Genomic DNA, 24,298 nt, shown 5'->3' with positions numbered 1-24,298 from the left:
GGCGTTCAAGCCAACAGGAGACCTGCCATGACCACCCCCCCTCCAGTATCCGTTCCCGGCCTGCATGGCCCCTTCATCTTGCAACGCCTGCCCGCCTGGATCAGGCACGCCAGGCCCGAAAACTTCGACCAGATGGGCGCCCACCTGCTGCCGGAACAGCATGGTCGCGACCAGGGCGACTGGTTTGCGAGCGCCAGCGAAGTTGAAAAAAAACTGTTGGCCGATTACCAGGTGCGCAGCCGCCGTTCCGGGCAGCGCCTGGCCCGTGAGCTGAAGGACTTCAAGGGCATCGGCGCGTTTTGCGAACCCTTGCTCAAGGCCCGCCTCAAGGCTGACCTCGGTGTCGAGCCTGATATCGACAACGATGAGTTCGTGCGTATCGAGCGCGAATCGGTGTTGCTGGGGTCAATGCTCAAGACCGGCCCGCGCCGCCAGCGCCTGATGCAGGCCGCGTTGCAGAACTTTGCCGCCGACAGCGAGTTTGAAGACGGTACCGCGCTGGCCCCCAAGGATGCGTTCTTCCTTGAGCTGGTGCCGGGTAGCGAGCAGGGCTACCCGCGTTTTCGCTACCGCTACTCGCAAAAGCTCGATATCGAACCCCAGGCGTTTGCCCGCTTGTGCCATGACCTGGATCTGGGTGGGCAGTACCAGCGCCACCTGGGCGAGGTGTTCGAGCATCCGCGCAGCAGCACCAGGCGCCGTAGCCTGGCCATCGAACTGAACAAGGACCTGCTGCGGGTCCGTCTGCAGGTCGCTTTTCTCAAACAGCAGATCAGCGAGCAGGCCCGCGCGGTGCTGCTGGAGCTGGTCCAGGACGGGCGGGCACCACGCTGGGGTGGCAAGCCGGTGCGCTGCAGCCAGCTGAGCATGTTTGGCGTGCCGTTGTCCGAGGTGCTGGTGATCGGTCCCGAGCGTGACGACAATGGCGTCGAGCCGGTGCTCCTCTACCTGCCGGGGGCCCCTGACGCGCCGCTCAAGGAGTACCCGTCGGTGCGCGCGGCCAGGGATGACCTCAAGGTCAGATTACGCCAACCCGCCTACCAGGCACTGCTGCGCAGCTATGTGCCGCACTCGTCGCAAGAACATGTGTTGTCGCGGCTGCAGGATACCCTGTATCACCTGGTCAATGATGGCGATGGCCTGTACTGGCGGCGGCCGAACCCGGGCGCCAACCTGCATGTGCGCGAGACGTTCATCGACCAGGAGCTGTTTGGCTATTTGCAGGATCGCCATGTGCAGAAGATCAAGGATGACGCCCGTGCCCTGGCGGTGCCGAGTGCTGACGTCGACGACCAGGCCTGGCGCGCCCGTCTCGCTTACTGGGAGTCGATCGGTTTCAACCTGCTCAATGCCGCCGCGTTCTTTGTCCCCTCGCTCGGTGTCGTGATGGCTGCAGCGGCTGCGGCGCAGTTGATCTGCGAGGTGGTAGAGGGGGCCCATGCCTGGGAGGCTGGCGATCTGGACGAAGCCTGGGCGCACCTCAAATCGGTCGGCCTCAACATCGCCGTCGTCGCCGGGCTGGGCGTCGCCGGCAGGGCGTTCGAGCCGGTCGCGGCCAGCGAGGCGATCAATGGTCTGGTCAAGGTCAGGCTGCCAGACGGTCAGCAGCGATTGTGGCAGCCTGCGCTGGGCGACTACGCCCGTGAAGTTAATCTGCAAGGGATCGAGCCTGATGCCAATGGCCATTACCTGGCAGATGGCAAGCGCTACATCCGCCTGGGCAGCGACACCTTCGAGGTTGCCCAGGCAGGCGACGGCCAGTGGCAGGTCTTGCATCCATCTGACCCAACGGCCTACCGCCCCTTGCTCGATCACAATAACGACGGTGCCTGGCTGGCCCATGGTGAGCAGCCATTGGGCTGGAGCCGTCTGCAGCTGCTGCGCCGTTCAGGGCACGCCACCGAGGGGCTGACTGACACCGAGTTGCTTCAGGCGGGCGAAATCAGTGGTATCGATGACAATACCTTGCGTGCGGTCCATGCTGGCCAGCGGGCGCTGCCGCCGCTGCTGGCCGATACCCTGCAGCGTTTGCGCCTGGACCGTCAGCTCGATACCTGGATCGGCAAGCTGCGCAGCGGCTCGCCAGGAGGTATTGGCCGCGGATTCAGTGCGGTACTGGCGACAGAGCTGCCAGGCTGGCTGAACCTGCCGATCGAGGTATTTCGAGGCGCCGGGTTATCGGGCGACTCAGCGATCTACGGCCTCGATCGGTGGCCCGATACCGAGACGTTCAAGGTGTTGATGAGTGAGCTGCACGACAACCGCTTGCCGGAAGTGATTCTGCAGCGTCTGGATGAACCGGCCATCAAGCGCCTGGTAGGTGTCCACGTGCCGCGAAGCGAACGACTGCAGGTGCTGCGCGACGCCTTGGCGACCCGTGCTGAACAACGGCGCGTGGCCATTTTCGACAGTATCTATGCCACCCCAGGCGAGCAGGCCAGCGCTGAAGTGCGCCTGCTGCAGCGAAGCTTCCCTTCGCTGGCGCTGCAAGCCGCCGAAGAGCTGGTTGGCCATGCGACCCCGGCTGAGCTGGAGCAAATGCGCCAAGTGCTCGCCCGGGTTCCCCTGCGTCTGGCGGAGGAAGCCCGGCTGTACCAGCGCCAGGTTCGCTTGAACCGCGCCATGGAAGGGATGTTCGAGCCTAGGCTGGCGAGCCTGGACAGTGACCGGCTGATGGTCCGCCTGCTGGAGCACTTGCCCGGCTGGAGTGGCCAGGTGCGCCTGCAGGTGCATGAAGGTTCGGCTGATGGCCAGTTGCTTATGGCCGCCGGAGAGCCTGACGCAACACTGAAGACCTTGCTGCGCAAGGACGGCCGTTACAGTGCCTATGATGCCGAAGGTAACGAGTTGACGGTCAACGATGATATGGCCGGCGCACTGCTCAAGGCCCTGCCTGACAGTGAGCGTCAGGCGCTGGGGCTGCAGCTTTACCAACCCATGCGCCTGCGTACGCAATTGACGGCACTGGCGAGCAGTGACCGGCTTCGGGCCTCGAAATTAATCGGCCAGCAACCTGTACGCCCCTGGCTGCGTACGCCCATGCGCCTGGCCGATGGCCGCATCGGCTATCCGCTCAGCGGTCGCGGTGCTGCCGACCGCCGTTTCGACAGTGGCTTGCTCAATCAGTTGCGTAGCCTCTACCCGATCCTGGAGCCGGAGCAAGCTGAACGCTTCCTTGAAGAGCTGGGGCTGACCGATGCCGACAGGCTCGAAGCACTGGAACGTCGTCGCAGTGAGTACAGGCAGCTGACCGATGCCTTGAATCAGTGGGTCGAGCGTGGGCAATACACTGATGCTGGCGACGATCGCATCCAAGTTGTCCATGAACGGGTGTTGCGCCAGGTTGCCGAGAAAATCAAGAAAGCCTGGCGCCGGGAAACGGCCCGCGCGCATGCCGGCGACGGGCGTTTCATTGGTTACCAACTGGATCTGAGCAACCTGCGCCTCGGCGCGCTGCCGACGTTGACGGCAGACTTCAGTCATGTGGCTGACGTGCGCCTTTCAGGCATGAACCTGCAATCGGTGCCGTCGGGTTTTTTGCAGGTGTTCACCAGGCTGCGCTGGCTCAACCTCAGTAATAATCGCCTGACCGGGCTTGCCGATGCGCTGGCTGAGTTGCAGGGTTTGACCAAGTTGGAGCTGCAACGCAACCGTCTGGTGATGAACGAGGCGATGAGCGCGGTACTTTCGCGATTGCCGGGGTTGAAGCTGCTGTACTTGAACGACAACCCGCTTGGTCAGCCACCCGCTGTTGCGACGATGCCGGAGCTGATCAACCTGTCCTTGAAAAACACCGCTATCAGTACTTGGCCAGTCGGCGTGTTCGAGCTTGAAAACCTGGCGGTACTGGACCTGCGCGACAACCGTATCATCCACATCCCCGACACCGTTTTCGAGCCGGCCGGCCAGGCGCAGCGAGTCGAGCGGATCAATGGCATCACCAGTCTGCATGGCAACCCGCTGGATGCAGGCAGCCTCGAACGCCTGGAGGCCTATCGTCAGCGCACGGGCGTGACCCTGGGGGTGCTGCCGACGGTGCGCGGTGCGCATCTGCAGGCGCCTGCATCAACGGCGCAAGCCTCGGCGCGCTGGCTGGTGGGGGCGGACGCGAGCCGAGCGGCGCAGATCCGCGGCTACTGGCAGGCGTTGTCGGAAGACCCGGCCAGTGGCGAGTTCTTCCGCTTGCTCAATGATCTGGGTGAGAGTACCGATTTCACTCAGGCTTACCGGGCGTTGTGTGAGCGGGTCTGGCGGATGCTCAAGGCCGCCAGCGACAGTACCCGTCTGCGTGAAGAGCTGTTCGAGTTCGTGGCGCATCCGAATACCTGTTCAGACGGCGTCATCCTGGTGTTCAGCCAGTTGGAGGTACTGGTGCTGGTGCAAGAGGCCTACGAGGCAGGCACTGCGGTGGGCACGGAATATGCGCTGATCGACCTGGCGCGTGGCCTGGGTCGCCTGGACAGTGTCGAGCGCATTGCCTTGCGCGACATCGCCGCGCGCCGTGCAGCCAGAATTCGCGTGGACGAGGTGGAAGTACGCCTGTTCTATCGAATAAAGCTGGCGCAGCGTCTGGGGCTTCCGGGGCAACCGCAAACCATGCGGTTCGCGAACATGGCCAATGTCACTGCGGCGCAACTGGACAGCGCCGCAGCCGAAGTGCTGGCAGCGGAGACCCCCGAGGCCATGAAAAGCGCGATTGCCAGTCGGGACTTCTGGATAACCTTTCTCAAATCGCGCTACGGTGAGCGTTTCGACGAGGTCAACAAGCCTTTCTTTGCCCGGCTCGAAGCGCTGGAGGCAGACAAGGGTTCAATGCGCGATCAGGTTTATCGCACGCGAGTGGAAACCATCCAGCAACGTCGCGGCGCCGATGAGCAGCGTTTGATCGAGACCTTGACCACGCAGATCTGGAACAGCATCCCCGATCAGGTCACCCGTCTGTAAATAGCCGGCAAACCCGCTCCCACCAGATGACATCGGTAGGAGCGGGCTTGCCCCGCGATGCATTCAGCGACGACGGAACAGCGGCTGCGGTTCGTCAGTGGCGGCCTGGTAGGTCACCGAAAAGTCTTGCAGGCTTTGCAGCGCTTCGACCGGGTCCTTGTCGGCACGCAGGGCGAAGGCATCGAAGCCGCAACGCTTCATGTAGAACAGCTGGTCACGCAGCACGTCGCCAATGGCGCGCAGTTCGCCGGTGAACTTGTAGCGGTCGCGCAGCAGGCGCGCATTGGAGTAGTTGCGCCCGTCGGTGAAGGCCGGGAAGTTCAGGGCAATGACCTGGAACTGGTTGGCGACTTCGCCGATCTCTTCCGCTTCTTCATCGGCGTCCAGCCATACGCCCAGGCCGCCGTCGCGGGCCATGAGCATATGGCCGTGTTCACGCCACAGCTGCAGCGGAACAATGTAGTCGTCGCAGTTGGTCACTTCGTCGATGCTGAAGTCCTTGGGCAGCAGGTGCCAGGTTTCATCGACAATCTCGTTGTTCTTAATGATTCGCTGCATAGACGCGTTCCTTGAATGGGTCGATGCCAATACGTTGGTAGGTGTCGATGAAGCGCTCGTCTTCGGTACGTCTTTCAACGTAGACGTCGATCAGCTTCTCGATCACATCCGGCATGTCGTCCTGGGCAAAGGAAGGGCCGAGGATCTTGCCCAGGCTGGCGTCGCGGCTGGCGCTGCCACCCAGGGAGACCTGGTAGAACTCTTCGCCTTTCTTGTCCACCCCGAGGATGCCGATATGGCCGACGTGGTGGTGACCACAGGCGTTCATGCAACCGGAGATGTTCAGGTCCAGCTCACCGATGTCGAACAGGTAATCGAGGTCGTCGAAACGGCGCTGGATGGATTCGGCGATCGGGATCGACTTGGCGTTGGCCAGGGAGCAGAAGTCACCGCCCGGGCAGCAGATGATGTCGGTCAGCAGGCCGATGTTCGGCGTGGCCAGGCCATTTTCGCGCAGCTCCAGCCACAGGGCGTGCAACTGGCTCTGCTCGACGTCGGCGAGGATGATGTTCTGCTCGTGGGAGGTGCGCAGCTGGCCGAAGCTGTAGCGCTCGGCGAGGTCGGCGACGGCATCCAGTTGCTTGTCGGTCAGGTCGCCTGGCGCCACGCCGGTGGGCTTGAGCGACAGGGTCACGGCCACGTAGCCGGGCTTCTTGTGCGCCAGCACGTTGCGCGTGCGCCAGCGGGCAAAGCCCGGGTGCTGTTGTTCGAGTTCGCTGAAGTCGAGGTTGTCCAGCGCCTGGTAGTCCGGGTCGACGAAGTGCTTGGCCACGCGGTGCACTTCGGCTTCGGTCAGGGTGCTGCTGCCGCCGCGCAGGTGGACCATCTCGGCCTCGACCTTCTCGGCAAACACTTCAGGGGTGAGCGCCTTGACCAGGATCTTGATCCGCGCCTTGTACTTGTTGTCGCGACGGCCGTAGCGGTTGTACACCCGCAGGATCGCGTCAAGGTAGCTGAGCAGGTCCTGCCAGGGCAGGAACTCGTTGATGAAGGCGCCGACTACCGGGGTACGGCCCAGGCCGCCACCGACCAGCACGCGGAAACCCAGCTCGCCGGCTGCGTTGTACACCGGCTCCAGGCCGATATCGTGCACTTCGATGGCCGCGCGGTCGCTGCTCGAGCCATTGATGGCGATCTTGAACTTGCGCGGCAGGTAGGCGAATTCCGGGTGGAAGGTGGTCCACTGGCGGACGATCTCGCACCATGGGCGCGGGTCGATCACTTCATCGGCAGCGACACCGGCGAACTGGTCGGTGGTGACGTTGCGCAGGCAGTTGCCGCTGGTCTGGATCGCGTGCATCTGCACGGTGGCCAGCTCTGCCAGAATTTCCGGGATGTCTTCCAGGGCTGGCCAGTTGTATTGCACGTTCTGCCGGGTGCTGATGTGGGCGTAGCCCTTGTCGTAGTCGCGCGCGATCTTCGCCAGCATCCGTGTCTGGCGCGACGTCAGCTGGCCATACGGCACGGCGACCCGCAACATCGGGGCAAAACGTTGGACATAGAGGCCATTTTGCAGGCGCAGGGGGCGGAACTCTTCTTCGCTCAGTTCACCGGCCAGGTAGCGGCGGGTCTGATCACGGAACTGCTTGACGCGGTCCTCGATGATCCGCTGATCGTACTCGTCGTATACGTACATAGGGGTCCTGTTCTCAAGCTGCTTGCAGCTAATCGCGCGCACGGCCGCGCACTCCGATGCGGAGCCGAAGAAAGATAGCAGTTTGCGTTTATGCGCAAAAGTGAAGTTTTTGCATATGAAAAGAACCATTTGGACTAAGTGAGACTGAATGGCGTTTAGCCAATGTGCCACTACGGCCGGTTATAATGAGTGGTTTGAATAGCGGGAGCGTCAACGCATGCTCAAGGCCTTGTGCCAAAGCCTTTGCCTGAGCCTGCCACTGGTGGCTGGCGCGCAGGCGGCTTCAGTGGTGTTTCTCAATCCGGGCTATTCCAACGAGACCTTCTGGGTCAGTTATTCGCGTTTCATGCAGGCCGCCGCCGACGACCTGGGCATGCAGTTGAGTATCAGGTACAGCGAGCGCCGGCCGGAGCTGGCACTGACCCAGGCCGTTGAAGTGCTCGAGGGCCAGCAGCGCCCGGACTACCTGGTGCTGGTCAACGAACAGTACATCGCTCCGGAGATTATCCGCCTGTCCCGCGGCAGCGGGGTCAAGCTGTTTCTGGTCAACAACGGCCTGACGCCGAACCAGGCCGAGCTGATCGACAACAACCCGGACAAGTACCCGCCGTTGCTCGGGACCCTGGTGGGCAATGACGAGCAGGCCGGCTACCAGATGCTCAAGATGCTGATAGCCTTGCGTGCCCAGCCGGGCCTGACCCGGCCGCTGGAATTACTGGCGTTTTCCGGGCTCAAGAACACTCCGGCTTCGCAGCTGCGCGAGCAAGGCATGCGCCGCGCCCTGGCCGAGCACCCTGAAGTGCGTCTGCGCCAGGTGGTGTATGGCGGCTGGGGCAGGCAGCGCGCGTACGAGCAGGCAACGCAACTGTTGCAGCGTTACCCGAAGATCGAGCTGGTGTGGTCGGCCAACGACGAGATGGCCTTGGGTGCCATGCAGGCGTTTGAAGAAGTTGGGCGCGTGCCGGGCAAGGACGTGCTGTTCAGCGCCGTCAACAGTTCGCAGGCGGCCTTGCAGGCGCGCATTGACGGGCGCCTGAGCGTGCTGATGGGCGGGCACTTCTCGCTGGGCGGCTGGGCTATGGTGTTACTGCACGATGATGCGCTGAAACTGCCAAGCGAGCTCGATGGCCGTCGCGAATTTCAGGTACCGGTCCTGCAGTTGATCGACCCGCTGCGGGCGCGGCGCTGGTTGAACCTGCAGGAGCAGGCCGACTACGGCCTGGATTTCAACCGCTACAGCGCCCAGGGGCATCCGGCCGATTACCGTTATCCGTTTCTCAAGGCCCCCGTCGATTATTGAAAAGCCCCTGCTTGAGCAATGGGCATTGCTGGACTTAACTGCAACGGGTGACATGCATTCCCATAACCACTACAAGAGGCGATGCAATGGGAAACTCGACCAAAGCGGGTAAGAATGACAGCAGTGTCGATGCCTGGGCGATACTCTGTCTGATCATCCTGGTTGTGGTGACCGCGGTGTATTGGGTCAGCCACCAGTGACATCACGCGATGGGTAACAGTAAACCGCCCGCAGAATGGACATCTGCGGGCGGACTGCTGTTCAGCGGGCGGTAAGGTGCATGGCCAATTGCACCAGCCCGATCAGTACCAGAATGAAGAGCAAGGTGAACACGGTGCCCAGCGCAATGAAATGGCTGGCCTTGCCGTGGTTGAAGTCGCGGGCGCGGTTCTTGCCGCTCTGCACCCCGAAGGCTGCTGCCAGGATGCTTTGCAGCATCTGCCAGAAAGTCGGGGGTTTGCCTTGGGCGGGTTCGTCCATGAGGGGCTCCTTGTAGAAGGCATCTCCCTCAGTGTAGACGGACGCTGCAAGCTATGAGCCTCAAGCTACAAGAGGCTGATGCGCCCGCTTGCAGCTTGTAGCTTGCAGCTTCAGATGTCATAGCCGAGGTTAGGCGCCAACCAGCGTTCACTCACGCTCAGGTCCTGCCCCTTGCGCGCCGTGTAGCTCTGCACCTGGTCCTTGTCGACCTTGCCCACGGCAAAGTACTGCGCCTGCGGGTGGGCGAAGTACCAGCCGCTGACCGCCGCCGCCGGGAACATGGCGAAGTGCTCGGTGAGGAACACGCCGCTCGGCCCGGTTTCGCCGATGGCGGTGCCGTCGAGCAGGCGGAACAGGGTTTCCTTCTCGGTATGGTCCGGGCAGGCCGGGTAGCCCGGGGCAGGGCGGATACCCGAGTACTGTTCCTTGATCAGCGCTTCGTTGTTCAGGTGCTCGTCCTTGGCGTAACCCCAATAGGTTTTACGCACCTGTTCGTGCAGCCACTCGGCGCAGGCCTCGGCCAGGCGGTCGGCGAGGGCCTTGACCATGATCGAGTTGTAGTCGTCGCCCTTGTCCTGGTAAGCCTTGGCCACTTCCTCGGCGCCGATGCCGGCGGTGGTGATGAAGCCACCGACGTAGTCGGTGATACCGGTTTCCTTTGGCGCGACGAAGTCGGCCAGGGAGAAGTTCGGCTTGTTGTCCGGCTTGATGGTCTGCTGGCGCAGGTGGTGCAGTTGCGCCAGCGGCTGGCCGTCGGCGCCATAGACTTCGATGTCGTCATGGTTGACCTGGTTGGCCGGCCAGAAGCCGAACACCGCGCGGGCGCTGATCAGCTTCTCGTCGATCAGCTTGGCGAGCATGTCCTGGGCATCCTTGAACAGCGCAGTGGCCGCTTCACCGACCACTTCGTCGGTGAGGATGCGCGGGTACTTGCCGGCCAGGTCCCAGGAGATGAAGAACGGCGTCCAGTCGATGTATTCGGCCAGCACCTTGAGGTCGATGTCCTCCAGCACTTTCACCCCGGTGAAGCTCGGTACCACCGGCTGATAAGCGGCCCAGTCGTATTGTGGCTTGGCGGCAATCGACTGTTCGTAGCTCAGGCGCTCGGTGCGGGCGCTGCGGTTGGCGGTGCGCTCGCGGACTTCAACGTAGTCCTGGCGGGTCTTTTCGACGAAGCCCGGCTTGAGCTCCTTGGACAGCAACTGGGTGGCGACCCCCACGGCACGCGAGGCGTCGGTGACGTAGATCACCGCGTCGTTGCTGTACTTGGGCTCGATCTTCACCGCCGTGTGCGCCTTGGAGGTGGTGGCGCCGCCGATCATCAGCGGCAGGTGGAAGTCCTGGCGCTGCATCTCGCGGGCAACATGGACCATCTCGTCCAGCGACGGGGTGATCAGCCCGGACAGGCCGATGATGTCGCACTTCTGCTCGCGGGCAGTCTGCAGGATCTTCTCGGCCGGCACCATGACGCCGAGGTCGACGATGTCATAACCGTTGCAACCCAGCACCACGCCGACGATGTTCTTGCCGATGTCGTGCACGTCACCCTTGACCGTGGCCATGAGGATCTTGCCCTTGGCTTGGGGCTTGTCGCCTTTTTCCAGTTCGATGAACGGGATCAGGTGGGCCACCGCCTGCTTCATTACCCGCGCCGATTTGACCACCTGGGGCAGGAACATCTTGCCGGCGCCGAACAGGTCGCCGACCACGTTCATGCCGCTCATCAGCGGGCCTTCAATCACCTCGATGGGGCGCGCGCACTGCTGGCGGCATTCTTCGGTGTCTTCGACGATGAAGGCGGTGATGCCCTTGACCAGCGCGTGTTCCAGGCGCTTGCCCACCGGCAGCGAGCGCCATTCCTCGTTCTCGACTTCCTTGACCGCGCCGCCGCCCTTGTAGTCGTCGGCGATAGCGAGCAGGGCGTCGGTGCCATGCGGGGTGCGGTTGAGCACCACGTCCTCGACCTTCTCGCGCAAGGCTGGCGGGATCTCGTCGTAGATCTCCAGCTGCCCGGCGTTGACGATACCCATGGTCAGGCCATTCTGGATCGCGTGGTAGAGGAACACCGAGTGGATCGCCTCGCGCACCGGGTTGTTGCCACGGAACGAGAACGACACGTTGGATACCCCGCCCGAGGTCAGGGCGTAGGGCAGATGGTCGCGAATGTAGGCGCAGGCTTCGATGAAGTCGACGGCGTAGTTGTTGTGCTCTTCGATGCCGGTGGCGACGGCGAAGATGTTCGGGTCGAAGATGATGTCTTCCGGCGGGAAGCCCACTTCATTGACCAGGATGTCGTAGCTGCGCTGGCAGATCTCGCGCTTGCGCGCGGCGGTGTCGGCCTGGCCGACCTCGTCGAAGGCCATCACCACCACGGCGGCGCCGTAGCGCTTGCACAGCTTGGCGTGATGCTTGAAGGCCTCGACGCCTTCCTTCATCGAGATCGAGTTGACGATGCCCTTGCCCTGGATGCACTTGAGACCGGCTTCGATCACGTCCCATTTGGAGGAGTCGATCATGATCGGTACGCGGGAGATGTCCGGCTCACCGGCGATCAGGTTGAGGAACTTGACCATGGCCGCCTGGGAATCGAGCATCCCTTCGTCCATGTTGATGTCGATCACCTGGGCGCCGGCCTCGACCTGCTGCAGGGCGACTTCCAGGGCTTCGGTGTAGTTCTCTTCGCGGATCAGCCGGGCGAACTTGGCGGAACCGGTGATGTTGGTGCGCTCACCGACGTTGACGAACAACGAGTTGCGGTCAATGGTGAACGGCTCCAGACCCGACAGCCGGCACGCCTTGGGAATGTCCGGAATGGCCCGTGGCGGGTACTTGCTGACCGCCTCGGCAATCGCCTGGATATGCCCCGGCGTGGTGCCGCAGCAGCCGCCGATGATGTTCAAGAAGCCGCTGGCGGCGAATTCCTCGACCACCTCGGCCATCTCGGCCGGGGTTTCGTCGTACTCACCGAAGGCGTTGGGCAGGCCGGCGTTGGGGTGCGCCGAAACATGGGTGCCGGCCTTGGTCGACAGCTCTTCGAGGTACGGCCGCAGGTCCTTGGCGCCGAGGGCGCAGTTCAGGCCCACCGAGATCGGGTTGGCATGGCGCACCGAGTTCCAGAAAGCTTCGGTGGTCTGCCCGGACAGGGTACGGCCGGAGGCGTCGGTGATGGTCCCGGAAATCATGATCGGCAATTCGACGCCGTCTTCTTCGAACACCTGCTGCACGGCGAAGATCGCCGCCTTGGCATTGAGGGTGTCGAAGATGGTCTCGATCAGGATCAGGTCGGCGCCGCCCTCGATCAGGCCACGGGTCGCCTCGATGTAGTTTTCTACCAACAGATCGAAGGTGACGTTGCGGTAGCCCGGGTCGTTGACGTCGGGGGAGATCGAGCAGGTGCGGCTGGTCGGGCCGAGCACGCCGGCGACGAAGCGCGGTTTGTCCGGGGTTTCGAGGGTCTTGGCGTCGGCCACCTGGCGGGCGATGCGCGCGCCTTGCACGTTGAGCTCGTAGACCAGCGCTTCCATGCCGTAGTCGGCCTGGGAAATCTGCGTGGCGTTGAAGGTGTTGGTTTCGAGAATGTCGGCGCCGGCGTCCAGGTAGGCCTTCTCGATGGCGGCGATGACGTCGGGGCGCGACAGCAGCAACAGGTCGTTGTTGCCTTTGACATCGCTTGGCCAATCGGCGAAGCGCGTGCCACGATAGTCGTGTTCCTCGAGGCGGTAGCTTTGGATCATAGTACCCATGCCGCCATCGAGAATCAGGATGCGCTCTTTGAGTGCTTGCTGAAGTGCTTGGAAACGAGCGCTGCGGTCAGACATAGGACTACCTGGTCGGGCAAATACAAAAGTTGCGGAATAATAACAAAGCTGCGCGGTTTTTAGACGTGTTGAAGATTTACATGAATTTCATTCATGTTGGCACGCCGCCAGCACCGGTAGAATCGTGAAGCTATCAATACCCAGGACATTCGGCACATGGTGCATCGCTTACTTGCCGGCGCTTTCGCTCTGTTCATCAGCGGCGTGGCGTTGGGGCAAGCCCCTCAATCAAGCTCGGCTATTTCGTATACCCGGGACATCCAACCGATCTTCACCGAGAAATGCGTGGCCTGCCACGCCTGCAACGACGCGGCCTGCCAGCTGAACCTGGGCAGTGCCGAGGGTGCCTCGCGGGGCGCTTCGAAAGTGCCGGTGTACCAGGGCGACCGCAGTACGGCGGTGGCGCCGACGCGGCTGTTCTACGATGCCAACAGCATGCAAGCCTGGCAGCGCAAGGGCTTTTACTCGGTACTCGACAACCAGGGCAGCCAGGCTGCGCTGATGGCGCGGATGCTCGAGCTGGGGCACAAGACCCCGCTGACGCCCAACGCCAAGCTGCCCGAAGAGATCGTCCTGGGCCTGAACCGCAACAACATGTGCCCGCTGCCAGGCGAGTTCGACGCCTATGCCGGCGCGCACCCGAAAGAGGGCATGCCGCTGGCGGTCACCGGCCTCACCGATGCCCAGTACCAGACCCTGCAACGCTGGCTGGCGGCCGGTGCGCCGGTGGAGCACAACCCGATTCAGCCGAGCGCCAACGAGGCCGCGCAGATCGCCGACTGGGAAGCGCTGCTCAACCGCCCGGGTTCGACCGAAGCGCTGGTCGGCCGCTGGCTGTACGAGCACCTGTTCCTCGCCCACATTCATTTTGTCGGCGGCGAGCAGGGGCACTTCTTCCAGTGGGTGCGTTCGCGCACGCCAAGCGGCCAGCCGATCGACCTGATTGCCACGCGCCGGCCCAACGACCCGCCGGGCACCGACTTCTATTACCGGCTGATGCCGGTGCAGGGCGTGATCGTGCATAAAACCCACATCACCTACCCGATGGGCCCGCACAAGCTCAAGCGCGTCAAGCAGCTGTTCTACAGCGGCGACTGGCACGCCAATGCGCTGCCCGGCTACGGCCCGCGCCACCGTGCCAACCCGTTCGAGACCTTCGAAGCGATTCCGGCGGTGGCTCGTTACCAGTTCATGCTCGATAACGCCGAGTACTTCGTACGCACCTTCATCCGTGGCCCGGTGTGCCGTGGCCAGATCGCCACCGACGTGATCCGCGACAACTTCTGGACGCTGTTCCAGGAGCCGGCCCACGACCGCTACCTGACCGATGCCGAGTATCGCGGCCAGGCCACACCGCTGCTGGCCATGCCCGGGCAGATCGACGACGTCGGCAGCATCCTGACCCTCTGGCATGCCTACCGCGACAAGCGCAACGAGTACGAAAAGCTGCGCCGCGATGCCTATGCCGAAGCCCCGCCGCCGAGCTGGTCGACCCTGTGGGCCGGCAATGACAACGCGCTGCTGACCATCTTCCGCCACTTCGACAGCGCCTCGGTGAGCAAGGGCCTGATCGGTGACGTGCCGAAGACCATCTGGCTGTTCGACTACCCGCTGTTCGAGCGCACCTATTACCAGCTGGCGGTCAACTTCGACGTCTATGGCAACGTCTCGCACCAGGCGCAGACGCGGCTGTACTTCGACCTGATCCGCAATGGCGCCGAGGTCAACTTCCTGCGCCTGATGCCGGCCGATGCCCGTGGTGCGATCCTCGGCGACTGGTACCAGAACAGCGGCAAGGTGAAGATGTGGATGGACTATGAGGACATTGACACCGACACCCCGAGCGCGCTGAAGCTGGATAAACGCGACCCCAAACGCGACTTCGGCCTCAAGCTGATCCAGCGCACCGGCAGCCTCAATGCCGCGCCCGACCCGATCAACCGTTGCCAGGGCGCCTACTGCTCGCGCCCGCAGATGAGCGAAACGTTCCGCGATGTCGAACAGGCCCTGAGCCGCCTGGTATCACGCCCGGCGGCCGGCCTTAAGGTGATCAACCAGTTGCCGGAAGCGACCATGCTGCGCATCGAAGGGCCGGGTGGCCAGCGTCAGGTCTACAGCCTGCTGCGCAACCGCGCCCACAGCAACGTCGCCTTCATGCTCGGCGAGGCCTACCGTTACCAGCCGGGCCTGGACACCCTGACCCTGGTGCCGGGCGTGCTCAGCAGCTACCCGAACTTCATCTTCAACGTCCCGGCCAGTGATGTGCCGGAGTTCGTCGAGGACCTGGAAGCCGCCCGCGACGACACCGCCAGGTTCGAGCGCATCGTCATGCGCTGGGGCGTGCGCCGCAGCCATCCGCAGTTCTGGCAGTACTTCCATGACCTCAATAGCTACATCAAGGAGACCGATGCGGTGGAGTCGGGCGTGCTCGACATGAACCGCTACGAGAACCTGTGAAGATGACCGCCGGGAAGGTCGCCTGACCTTTCCCGGCAACTTGTGGTCCGAGCACTCATGCGGCCCCGGTTCCGGCCGGGGCTTGAGTGGGACTTGAGACGCAGGTAACCGGATGCTGTATTCGCTTCAGGCTTTAAGGGCGCTTGCCGCCTGGGTGGTGGTCTGCCATCACTTCATGCAGATTTTTTTCGACTTCCATGCCAGCGGCCCGATTGGCCAGTTTCTGACTGACCGCGGTGCAGTGGGCGTGGATGTGTTCTTCGTGATCAGTGGCTTGGTGATTTACCTGTCGACCCGCGACAAGGCCATGCCGGCCCGGCGCTTTCTGCTCAACCGGGCGCTGCGCATCGCTCCGGCCTACTGGTTCTATACCGCGCTGATGGCCCTGCTGCTGGTTTCTGCCAGCCAGTGGATGCCGCACCAGGCCATCGAGCTTGAGCATTTTGTCTTGTCGCTGCTGTTCATTCCGGCGGAGAACCCGGGTGGTTATGGCCAATACCCGACCTTGAATGTCGGCTGGACGTTGAACTACGAGATGTTCTTCTACCTGCTGTTCTCTCTGGTGTTCGTGGTGCGCCAGCAACACCGCCTGCTTTTGCTGGCGGCGGCCTTGCTGCTGGTCAGCGAGGTGCTGACCCGGGCCGGGCTGCTCAACCACTTTTATCGCAACAACATCGTCTACGAGTTTCTGCTTGGCATCGGCATCGGTGTGCTCTACTGCCGAGGCTGGATTGCCCAGGGCCTGTGGCTGCCGCTGGCGATCCTGGTGGCGGCGGGGCTGGCGATCTATCACCTGGATGCCTCGATGCGCCTGCTGCACTGGGGCTTGCCCAGTGCGCTGATCGTGTTCGCCTGCATTGCCCTGGAGCCGTACTTCAAGGGCAACCGCTTGCTCAAGGCGCTGGGTGATTGCTCGTATTCGGTGTACCTGATCCACGTGCTGGTGCTGTATGCCGGCTGGTTTGCCAGCGAGCGCCTGAACCTCAGCCCCTATGCGGTGTTCGCCCTGTGCGTGCCGTTGATCGCCGGGCTGTCGTGGGCCAGTTACCTGCTGCTGGAAAAACGCTTGTACCGGCACATGAGCGCCTGGTTCGAGGCGCGGCGCGGCACGCCGGTGGCGGTAACCCTTTCCTGACAGAATTACTAGGACTTTGTTCGGCGGCCAGGTTGGCGTAAACTGCCGACAAGTCTGTGAGGAACTTCCATGAGCGCCATAACTATTACCGACGCCGCGCATGATTACCTGGCCGATCTGCTGGAAAAGCAGAACACCCCGGGTATTGGCATTCGCATTTTCATTACCCAACCGGGCACCACCTACGCTGAGACTTGCATTGCCTACTGCAAGCCGGGCGAAGAGAAGCCGGAAGACGAAGCGGTCGGTCTCAAGACCTTCACCGCTTACCTCGACGCGGTCAGCGTGCCGTTTCTCGAGGACGCCGTGGTTGACTACGCCACCGACCGCATGGGCGGCCAGCTGACCATCAAGGCGCCGAACGCCAAGGTGCCGATGGTCAACGAAGACAGCCCGATCAACGAGCGTATCAACTACTACCTGCAAACCGAGATCAACCCGGGGCTGGCCAGCCACGGCGGCCAGGTCAGCCTGATCGAAGTGGTCGAGGACGGCATCGCCGTGCTGCAGTTCGGTGGCGGCTGCCAGGGTTGCGGCCAGGCCGACGTGACCTTGAAGGAAGGCATCGAGCGGACCTTGCTCGAGCGTATTCCGCAGCTCAAGGGTGTGCGTGATGTGACTGACCACAGTCAGAAAGAGAACGCCTACTACTAGCTCCATAGGCCCCATCGCTGGCAAGCCAGCTCCCACAAGGTTCGGTGCATGCTGTACCTGTGGGAGCTGGCTTGCCAGCGATGGCGGTCTTCAAGCCTCAAAAGTCATAACTGACACTCGCATAGTAAAACGCCCCCTGCGCCCCCTCCGGCGACGTAATCGAATACTTCGGCACCCCGTACAACTGCGGCCCTTCGAGCTTGTCCGGATGGCTGTCGAACAGGTTGATCGCGCCCACCGACAGTTTCAGCCCCTGGTCGAAGCTATAGCTCAGGTCCAGGTCGGTGATCCACTGCGGGCTGAAGGTCTGGTCCAGGTTCGGGTTGCTGCTGTTCAGGCTCTGCCACTCGCCATAACGGCGCTGGGTCAGGGTCACGCCCCAGTTCTCATACAGCCAGTTGGCGCTCAAGGTCAGCTTGTCTTCCGGTGTGCCGTGTTCGATCAGGCCCTGGGTGGCGCGGCCGACGATTTGCTCGCCGCTGATACCGCCGACATCGCGCAGCTCGGTGATCCGTGTGCGGGTCTTGGCAAAGCCCGCGTTGAGGTTGAGCCGGCCGAACCGCTGCAGGTCCCATTGGTATTGCCCGGCCAGCTCGACGCCATCGGTGCGGGTGTCGGCGATGTTGGTGTAGAACGCCGCACTCTGGATGTTGGCGTAGGGCGTGCCGGCAAAGATCGGCCCGACCACGTTGCTCGGCAACTGGTCGGAGAGGGTGATGCGGTTGTCGATGTCGATGCGGTAGGCATCCAGGGTCACCGAAGCGTTGTTCAGCGGGCGCCAGACCAGGCCCAGGGACAGGTTGGTAGACTCCTCGGGCTTCAACGTGCGGCCACCGAGCAAGGCCGCCTCCGGGCTGTCGGCGCGCAGGGTGCGCTGCTGCACTTCGACCCAGTTGCCACTGCCTGAAGGCTGTTCGACCACCTGCACGCTGAACGACGACAGACCGCTCTGCACCAGCGACGGCGCGCGGTAGCCGGAACTGATGCTGCCGCGTGCGGCGATTTGCGGGGTGAAGTCGTAGCGCAGCGACAGCTTGCCGTTGGTGGTGTCGCCAAAGTCCGAATAATGCTCGGAACGCACCGCAACCCCGGCCTGGAACTTGTCGGTGATCTGCCCTTCGACATCGACATAGGCACCGAACACCTTGCGCTCAAGCGACGCGGCATCGACCTGGGTGATGCCTGAGTAGTAACCGGGAATGCGCCGGCCACTCAGTGGATCGAGGGTATTGAACAGCGGCCCGTTCTGCCAGCCAGCCGCTTCACCGGCACTCAGGCTGTAGTGCTCCTTGCGCCAGGCCAGGCCCGCCGACAGTGTCAACGGCTTGGCCAGCAGGTCGGTGGGGAAGTCGCGCACCCAGTCCAGGGTCAGGTTGGTCTGTTCGTTCTCGCGCTCGCCGGTGTAGATCTTCTGCGGGCTGGCGTTGCCCCAGCTGGGGTTGATGGCATTGCGGTCGGTGGACTTCAGCGTGTCGTTGCCGTAGTTGGCGGCCAGGTCGAACTTGCCCAGTTGCTCGTCTTCGTAACGCACGCCACCGGTCACGGCATAGTCTTCAAGGTTGTAGCGGGTGATCGGCAAACGACCGTCCGGGTAGCGCTGCAGGGCCACGCTGCCGTAGTTGTTGCGCAGGGTTGTCGGCGGGTCGAAGAAGCCTTCGGCGTCGGTGTTCTTGTGCGCGTAGGTGGCAAAGCCGTAGGCGGTCAGGCCGTCGCCGATGCCGAGCTCGCTGTTGGCCACGAGGTTGTACTGGTCGGAGACATTGCCCGAGCCCCAGTTCCAGGTGCGGTAGCGGTTGTTCTGTTCGCGCTCGCTGTTGATGCTGGGGGAGCCGGGGTAGAAAATGCGGTTGTCCGGGCGGGTGTCGCTGGCCGGGTCCTGGCTGCCGGCGTCGAAACTCAGGTTGAGAAAACCATCGTTGGGCAGGGCCAGGCCTTTCCAGCCGCTGAGCTTGCGCTGCAGGCCGTCGCCCTTGGCGTAGCCGCCAAAGCGATAGCCGATGTTGCCACCGGCATCGTTCTCCTTGAGCACGATGTTGATTACCCCGGCGATGGCATCCGAGCCGTACTGGGCAGCAGCGCCATCACGCAGGATCTCCACCCGCGAGATGGCGCTCAGCGGGATCAGGCTCAAATCCACCGCCGCCGCACCGCGGCCGTTGGCCAGGCCCTGGCGGGTGACGTTGGCACTGCTGTGCCGGCGCTTGCCGTTGACCAGTACCAGCACCTGGTCGGAAGCCAGGCCGCGCAACGAAGCGCCCTGGGCGATGGAGCCGGCAAAGGCACCTTGCGGCGACTGCGGGAAACTGAACGACGGCGACAGCGCGGTGAGGGCACCGGACAGGTCCTGGGCGCCGGTTTCCTGCAATTGTTCAGCACTGAGCACATCCACGGGGGCGGCGCTTTCCAGGGCGGTGACATCACTGCGGCGGGTGCCGACCACCACCACGGTGTCGAGCTTGCTGTCGCTGGCGCCCGGCGCCTGGGCGTAAACGTCGGGCGCGCCGAAGCCGCCGATGACCAGCGCGATGGCGCTGGCCTTGGAGGTAGGTCGGAACATGGCAACGGACTCCTGTAAGGCGAAAGAGGTGCAGCGATCAGAACCGGCTGGTGACACTCAGGCCCACGGTGCGCGGGTCGCCATAGGTGATCACGTACTGGCCGGCGGTGCCGTTGGGGCGGCCGTGGACCTGGTAGCGGCGGTCGGTGAGGTTGTTGACGAAGCCGGTGACGCTGAGTTTTTCATCCGGGCTGAACCAGGTCAGGCGGGTGTTGGCCAGGGTGTAGTGCGGCTGGTTGAGGGGCTGGTCGGCACTGCTCTGGCGATCGGCGAGAAAGTACTCGCGGTCCCGGAAGCTGACATCGGCACCGGCCACCAGCTTGCCGCCGACTTCCAGGGGGATGGTGTAGTCGCCCCCCAGCGACACCACGTAGCGTGGTGAACGGACGAAGCTGTTGCCGCTGTAGTCGGCGGTTACCGCGCCGGTGGTGGGGTTGGTGTTCTTGAAGTCGGTGTATTCGGTGTCGAGGAACGACAGCGCCGCGCGCAGGTGCAGGGCGTCGGTTGGCTGGCCCTCGATTTCGAGCTCGGCGCCCTTGACCTTGCCCTTGGCACCGTTGGTCAGCGCCGTGGTGAGGATGCCGTTGTTGACCGTCAGCAGGTTGACCTGGATGTCCTGGTAGTCGTAGTAGAACAGGTTGGCGTTGACCGTCAGGCGATGGTCGAGCCATTCGGATTTAAGCCCCAGCTCGTAGGCGTCCAGCTCTTCCGGATCGACCGTGGTCAACTGCGCGAGGCTGGTCGACAGCCCGGTGTTGAACCCACCGGAACGAAAGCCATGGGCGTAGCGGAAGAACACCCGCAGGTTGTCGTTGATACGGTACTCGGGGGTCAGGTCGTAGGTCCAGGCATCCCAGCGCTTGGCTTCTTCCTGGGAGCCGTTGCTGCCATTGGCGGTCAGCGGGATCAGCGGGCCGTTGGCGGTGGCGCGGGTCAGTTGCACCAGGTCCAGGTCGATGTCCTTTTTCTCGGTGGTCCAGCGCAGGCCGCCGGTCACCGTCAGGTTGTCGGTGACGTCGTAAGCCAGGTTGCCGAACAGCGCGTAGCTGTCGGTTTTGTGGGTGTAGCTCAGGTCGCGAAAGTCCACCACGCCGCCAGTCTGGTTGGAACCAGTGCCATTCGGAGTCGGCCCCGGGGTGACGGTGCGCAGGGCGCTGCTGTCGAGGGTTTCGTGGAAGTAGTGGGCGCCGAGCATCCAGCGCAGGGTTTCCTGCTGCGGCGAGGCCAGGCGAAATTCCTGGGAATACTGGTCGTAGCGGTTGTCGCTGTCGGCGGCGCCGTTGACTTCATAGGGGGTGTAGTCGGCGTCGCTGAGCTGCTGGTTGCGGATGTAGTCGTAGGCGCTGATCGAGGTCAGCGTGTAGTCGCCGATGTCCCAGTTCAGGGTCAGCGAGGTGCCGTTGTGGTCGAGCTTGGCATCTTCATCGACGTTCAGCTCGATGCGCCGGCCTTCCGGGCGCTGGTAACCGACGTTGTAGTAACGGCCCAGGGGCAGCGAGCCGCTGCTGCCATCACCCTTGAACTGGCGGCCGTGGATCTTCCACAGCGCTTCCAGGTCGGGGTTGAGCCTGGCCAGGAACTGCACGCGTACGGCTTTCTTGTTGACGTCGCCGTAGGTCTGGTCGTTGGTCAGGTTATGGGTGAAGCCATCGCGCTCTTCTGAGTACAGCGACACCCGCGCCGCCAGGCGTTCATCGACCAGGGCGCCGCCGATGGCGCCACTGAGGATGCGCTCGTTCTTGCTGCCAAAACCGATTGTGCCGAAGCCGTCGGTCTCGAAGCCCGGCTTCTTGGAGATGATGTTCACCGCGCCGGCGGTGGTGTTCTTGCCGTACAGGGTGCCTTGCGGGCCGCGCAGGATCTCGATGCGCTCCAGGTCGAACAGCGGGCCGCCGCCTGCCACCGGTGCATTGAGGTAGACGTCGTCGGCGTAGATGCCCACCGGGTAGACGGTGGCGGCGCCGGTGTCACCGGTGCCCAGGCCGCGAATGTACCAGCGCGGGCGGCCGTCGCCGTCGGGGTTCTTCGCCGAGGCGTTGGGGATGAAGGTGGTGATATCGCCCATGGCGCGAACGCCGTCGGCGGTGATGCTAGTGCCTTGCACGGCAGTGACCGCAACAGGTACTTCCTGCAGGGTTTCTTCGCGGTGCTGGGCGGTGACCGTGACGGTCTTCAGAGCCGGTGTGCTGCTGGTGCCGTCCTCGGCCCTGAGCAGTTCCGACTGGCTGGCCAGGAGGATGCTCAGGCCGATGCCTTTGGCGATTGGGTTAAGTGTGTGCATGCTGCTGGTCTCCCCGGATGTGCAGTTGAAGGGGATAGAGCAGGGTTTGTGCCATGTTTGTAAGGCACTGTATTTAAAGGGTTTTATCGGTTTTTTGGTGGGTGATTGCTAGCTATCCAGCAGGGCGCTGTGGAATGCCTGTTGCTCCAGCAGCAATCGCCAACCCTGTGGAAGCTGGCTTGCCAGCGATGAGTCCGGTACAGCCAGTACATCAGGTGTCGGCCTAATTACGACCGCTTCGCGCTCGATCGCCGGCAAGTCCGGCTCCCACAGAAGTGGGTGATTGCAGGACCTCTGTGGGAGCTGGCTTGCCAGCGATGGGCTGCAAAGCAGCCCCAAAAAACCTCAGGTCGCCACCCGCGAAGTGGAGCCGATCACCGCCTCCAGCACCCTGAAATCAATCCACTCACGCACATCGAAACGTCGCGGAATAAAGTCCCAGCGATGCAGGAAGTCAGTGAAGTCCTGCAACGCCTCGATCGAGCGCCCATCGAGCGTGGTGCGCAAGCGCCGATGGGCATCCTCGCCATAGGCCGCCGCCACCCAGTACTCGCTGGTATTCAACTCACGGGCCAGGTAGCGCCGGGTTTCATCGGCATTGGCCCAGGCCCACTGCTCGGTGCGCAGCAGCACATCAACGATGCGCTTGCAGGCACCGAAGTGCTGCTCCAGCAGGTTGATATCCACGGTCAGGGTGCGCGGCGTGCCGTTGTTCGAGCGAATCAGCGGGTCAGGGTGGGAACCGGTGTCGATCACCACCCGCAAGCCGAACTCGTGGGCCAGTTGCAGGGCGGCGGCGCCTTTCAAAAAGATCGCGTCGATATCGCCGCGCAGCAGGCCGATCAGCTCGTTGTTACGGCGGCTGACCCGGTTGACGCCGAGGGTCACCGCGGCGCCATGCACATGGGTGACCTGCTCATCACTGTGGGTGCCGCCATAGGGGTAGTCGACCAGCTCGACATCGGCGACGTTCAGGCCTTCGAGCTTCAGCGCGTTCTCCAGCCCGCGCAGGGCCTGGGCGCGGGTGAAGTCGATCTGCACGTTGGCCCATTTCGGTAGGCCGAAGCGGCGGTTCTTCAGGTCGCGCACAGTGCGCACGCCACTGTCTTCTGTGGTCAGGATCAACTGCACCTCATCGGCCCAGCTCAGGCCCAGCACGCGGGTCTGCACGCCGCTGGCGTAGGCCCAGATCGCCGGAATGTTGCCGCCGTGGCGCACCGAGTTGCGCAGGTGATGGTCGTAATGGGCTTCGCGCACTTCGCGTTCGCTGGATTCGCGCAGCGACTGGATCGAGGTGCCCAGGGGCTGGAAGGCTTCGGCCAGGCGCCCGCTTTGCACGGCGATGCCAAGGCCGGTAGGCACCGGGCTGTGGGTGTACCAGAGGGTGTCGAGGGGTGTGCTCATCGTCGGTTCTAGTCCTTGTCTGGTGGCCGGTTAGCCGGCCAGTGCGGTATGCAGCCCGTCCATGGGGCGGCGGTCGATCCATTGGCGTACATCGAACGCCGTGCGGATAAAGCGCCAGCGCTGCAGGAAGGCAACGAAGTCCTGCAGGGCGGCGATGGCGTGTTCGTCGAGGGCGGTGTGCAGGCGCTTGTGGGCGTCTTCACCGTAGGCGCGGCTGACCCAGTACTCGCTGCTGTTGGTTTCCAGGGCCAGGTAGCGGCGGGTCTGTTCGGGGTGCTGGTGGGCCCAGGCTTCGGCGCGCAGCACGCTGTCGAGCACCTGGGTGGCGACCGGCAGGTGCTGGTCGAGCAGTTCCTGATCGACGCTGAGGGTGCGCGGCGTACCGTTGTTGCTGCGGATCAGCGGGTCGGGGTGGGCGCCAACATCCAGCAGCGTGCGCAGGCCGAAATCATGGGCCTGCTGTACGGCGCTGGCGCCCTTGAGGAAGATCGCGTCGACTTCGCCGCGCAGCAGGCCGATCAGCTCCAGGTTGCGCGCCTCTTCACTGCTGGCCACTGTGCTGCCGGCGACGTTGCGCACCGGGCTGTCGCTGAAGCCGCTGTCGTAGCGGTAGTTGACCAGTTGCAGGTCACCGACCTGCAAACCATCGAGTTTCAGCGCGTTCTCCAGCCCGCGCAGGGCCTGGGCGCGGGTGAAGTCGATCTGCGCGCGGGCGCGGTCGGGCAAGCCGAAACGCTTGCCGGCCAGTTGCTTGATGCTGTGAATGCCGCTGTCGGCACGGGTCAGGATCAACTGCGCCTCATCGGCCCAGGACAGCCCGATCAGGCGCGTGGCGCGGCCCTGGGCGCGGGCCCAGATCGCCGGAATGCTGCCGCCATGGCGCACCGAATGGCGCAGGCTGTGATCGAAGTGCGACTCGCGCACCGCCGCATCGTCGGCTTCGCGGATCGATTGCACCTGGGTGCCGAGAGTGCGCAGGCTGTCCTGCAGCCAGCCTTGCTGCACGGCGATGCCCAGGCCCGTGGGCACCGGGCAGCGGGTGTACCAGAGGGTATCGAGGGGTGTGTTCATGAA

13 protein-coding genes are annotated in these 24,298 nt (G+C 63.4%); 5 read left to right on the top strand and 8 right to left on the bottom strand.

Translation table 11 applies throughout. The features are described from left to right. The first annotated feature begins 27 nt into the window (after positions 1-27). Positions 28-4,944 carry an NEL-type E3 ubiquitin ligase domain-containing protein gene (locus tag JV241A_RS25840; RefSeq protein ID WP_134065154.1) on the top strand — a complete coding sequence of 1,639 codons (4,917 nt, stop codon included), beginning with the start codon at positions 28-30 and terminating at the stop codon, positions 4,942-4,944. A 63-nt stretch (positions 4,945-5,007) separates the two neighbouring features. On the opposite strand, the gene JV241A_RS25835 is transcribed toward JV241A_RS25840, so the two are convergent. Next, positions 5,008-5,502 (bottom strand): DUF934 domain-containing protein, encoded by a 495-nt coding sequence (locus JV241A_RS25835; protein WP_115086876.1) that lies wholly within the window; start codon positions 5,500-5,502, stop codon positions 5,008-5,010. Then, entirely contained in the window at positions 5,486-7,138 is a 1,653-nt protein-coding gene (locus JV241A_RS25830; RefSeq protein ID WP_134065152.1) for a nitrite/sulfite reductase, read from the bottom strand. The genes JV241A_RS25835 and JV241A_RS25830 overlap by 17 nt, the downstream gene beginning before the upstream one ends. Positions 7,139-7,355: 217 nt before the next feature. Between JV241A_RS25830 and JV241A_RS25825 the strand changes: the two genes are divergently transcribed. After that, positions 7,356-8,438, top strand: coding sequence for an ABC transporter substrate-binding protein (locus JV241A_RS25825; protein ID WP_115086874.1), 1,083 nt, complete (start codon positions 7,356-7,358; stop codon positions 8,436-8,438). A gap of 261 nt (positions 8,439-8,699) precedes the next feature. On the opposite strand, the gene JV241A_RS25820 is transcribed toward JV241A_RS25825, so the two are convergent. Further along, complete coding sequence (locus JV241A_RS25820; RefSeq protein WP_010223692.1) at positions 8,700-8,918, bottom strand: DUF2970 domain-containing protein; 219 nt, start codon at positions 8,916-8,918, stop codon at positions 8,700-8,702. Positions 8,919-9,028: 110 nt separating this feature from the next. Next, positions 9,029-12,736, bottom strand: a complete 3,708-nt coding sequence (gene metH / locus JV241A_RS25815; protein ID WP_134065150.1) for a methionine synthase — start codon at positions 12,734-12,736, stop codon at positions 9,029-9,031. A gap of 156 nt (positions 12,737-12,892) precedes the next feature. On the opposite strand from metH, the gene JV241A_RS25810 reads away from it, so the two are divergent. The 3 genes from JV241A_RS25810 (at position 12,893) to nfuA (ending at position 16,982) form a co-directional block, all read left to right on the top strand. Continuing rightward, a complete protein-coding gene (locus JV241A_RS25810) occupies positions 12,893-15,193 on the top strand; it encodes a fatty acid cis/trans isomerase (RefSeq protein ID WP_115086872.1) in 2,301 nt (766 codons plus the stop codon). Positions 15,194-15,305: 112 nt separating this feature from the next. Further along, positions 15,306-16,328, top strand: a complete 1,023-nt coding sequence (locus JV241A_RS25805; RefSeq protein WP_134065148.1) for an acyltransferase — start codon at positions 15,306-15,308, stop codon at positions 16,326-16,328. 69 nt (positions 16,329-16,397) lie between these two features. Further along, entirely contained in the window at positions 16,398-16,982 is a 585-nt protein-coding gene (nfuA, locus tag JV241A_RS25800) for a Fe-S biogenesis protein NfuA (protein ID WP_115086870.1), read from the top strand. 97 nt (positions 16,983-17,079) lie between these two features. On the opposite strand, the gene JV241A_RS25795 is transcribed toward nfuA, so the two are convergent. The 4 genes from JV241A_RS25795 to JV241A_RS25780 form a co-directional block, all read right to left on the bottom strand. Continuing rightward, on the bottom strand, positions 17,080-19,539 hold the full coding sequence (locus tag JV241A_RS25795) for a TonB-dependent receptor (protein WP_134065146.1): 2,460 nt from the start codon (positions 19,537-19,539) through the stop codon (positions 17,080-17,082). A gap of 37 nt (positions 19,540-19,576) precedes the next feature. After that, positions 19,577-21,820: a TonB-dependent receptor gene (locus JV241A_RS25790; protein ID WP_115086868.1), complete on the bottom strand. Its 2,244-nt coding sequence runs from the start codon at positions 21,818-21,820 to the stop codon at positions 19,577-19,579. Positions 21,821-22,165: 345 nt separating this feature from the next. Next, positions 22,166-23,224, bottom strand: coding sequence for an ABC transporter substrate-binding protein (locus JV241A_RS25785; RefSeq protein ID WP_134065144.1), 1,059 nt, complete (start codon positions 23,222-23,224; stop codon positions 22,166-22,168). Positions 23,225-23,254: 30 nt separating this feature from the next. Continuing rightward, positions 23,255-24,295, bottom strand: a complete 1,041-nt coding sequence (locus JV241A_RS25780; protein ID WP_134065142.1) for an ABC transporter substrate-binding protein — start codon at positions 24,293-24,295, stop codon at positions 23,255-23,257. Positions 24,296-24,298: the final 3 nt, after the last annotated feature.

The sequence above is a fragment of the Pseudomonas sp. JV241A genome, assembly GCF_900275665.1.
Taxonomy (GTDB): Bacteria; Pseudomonadota; Gammaproteobacteria; order Pseudomonadales; family Pseudomonadaceae; genus Aquipseudomonas; species Aquipseudomonas wadenswilerensis.
This window is presented reverse-complemented; position numbering and strand designations above follow the sequence as displayed.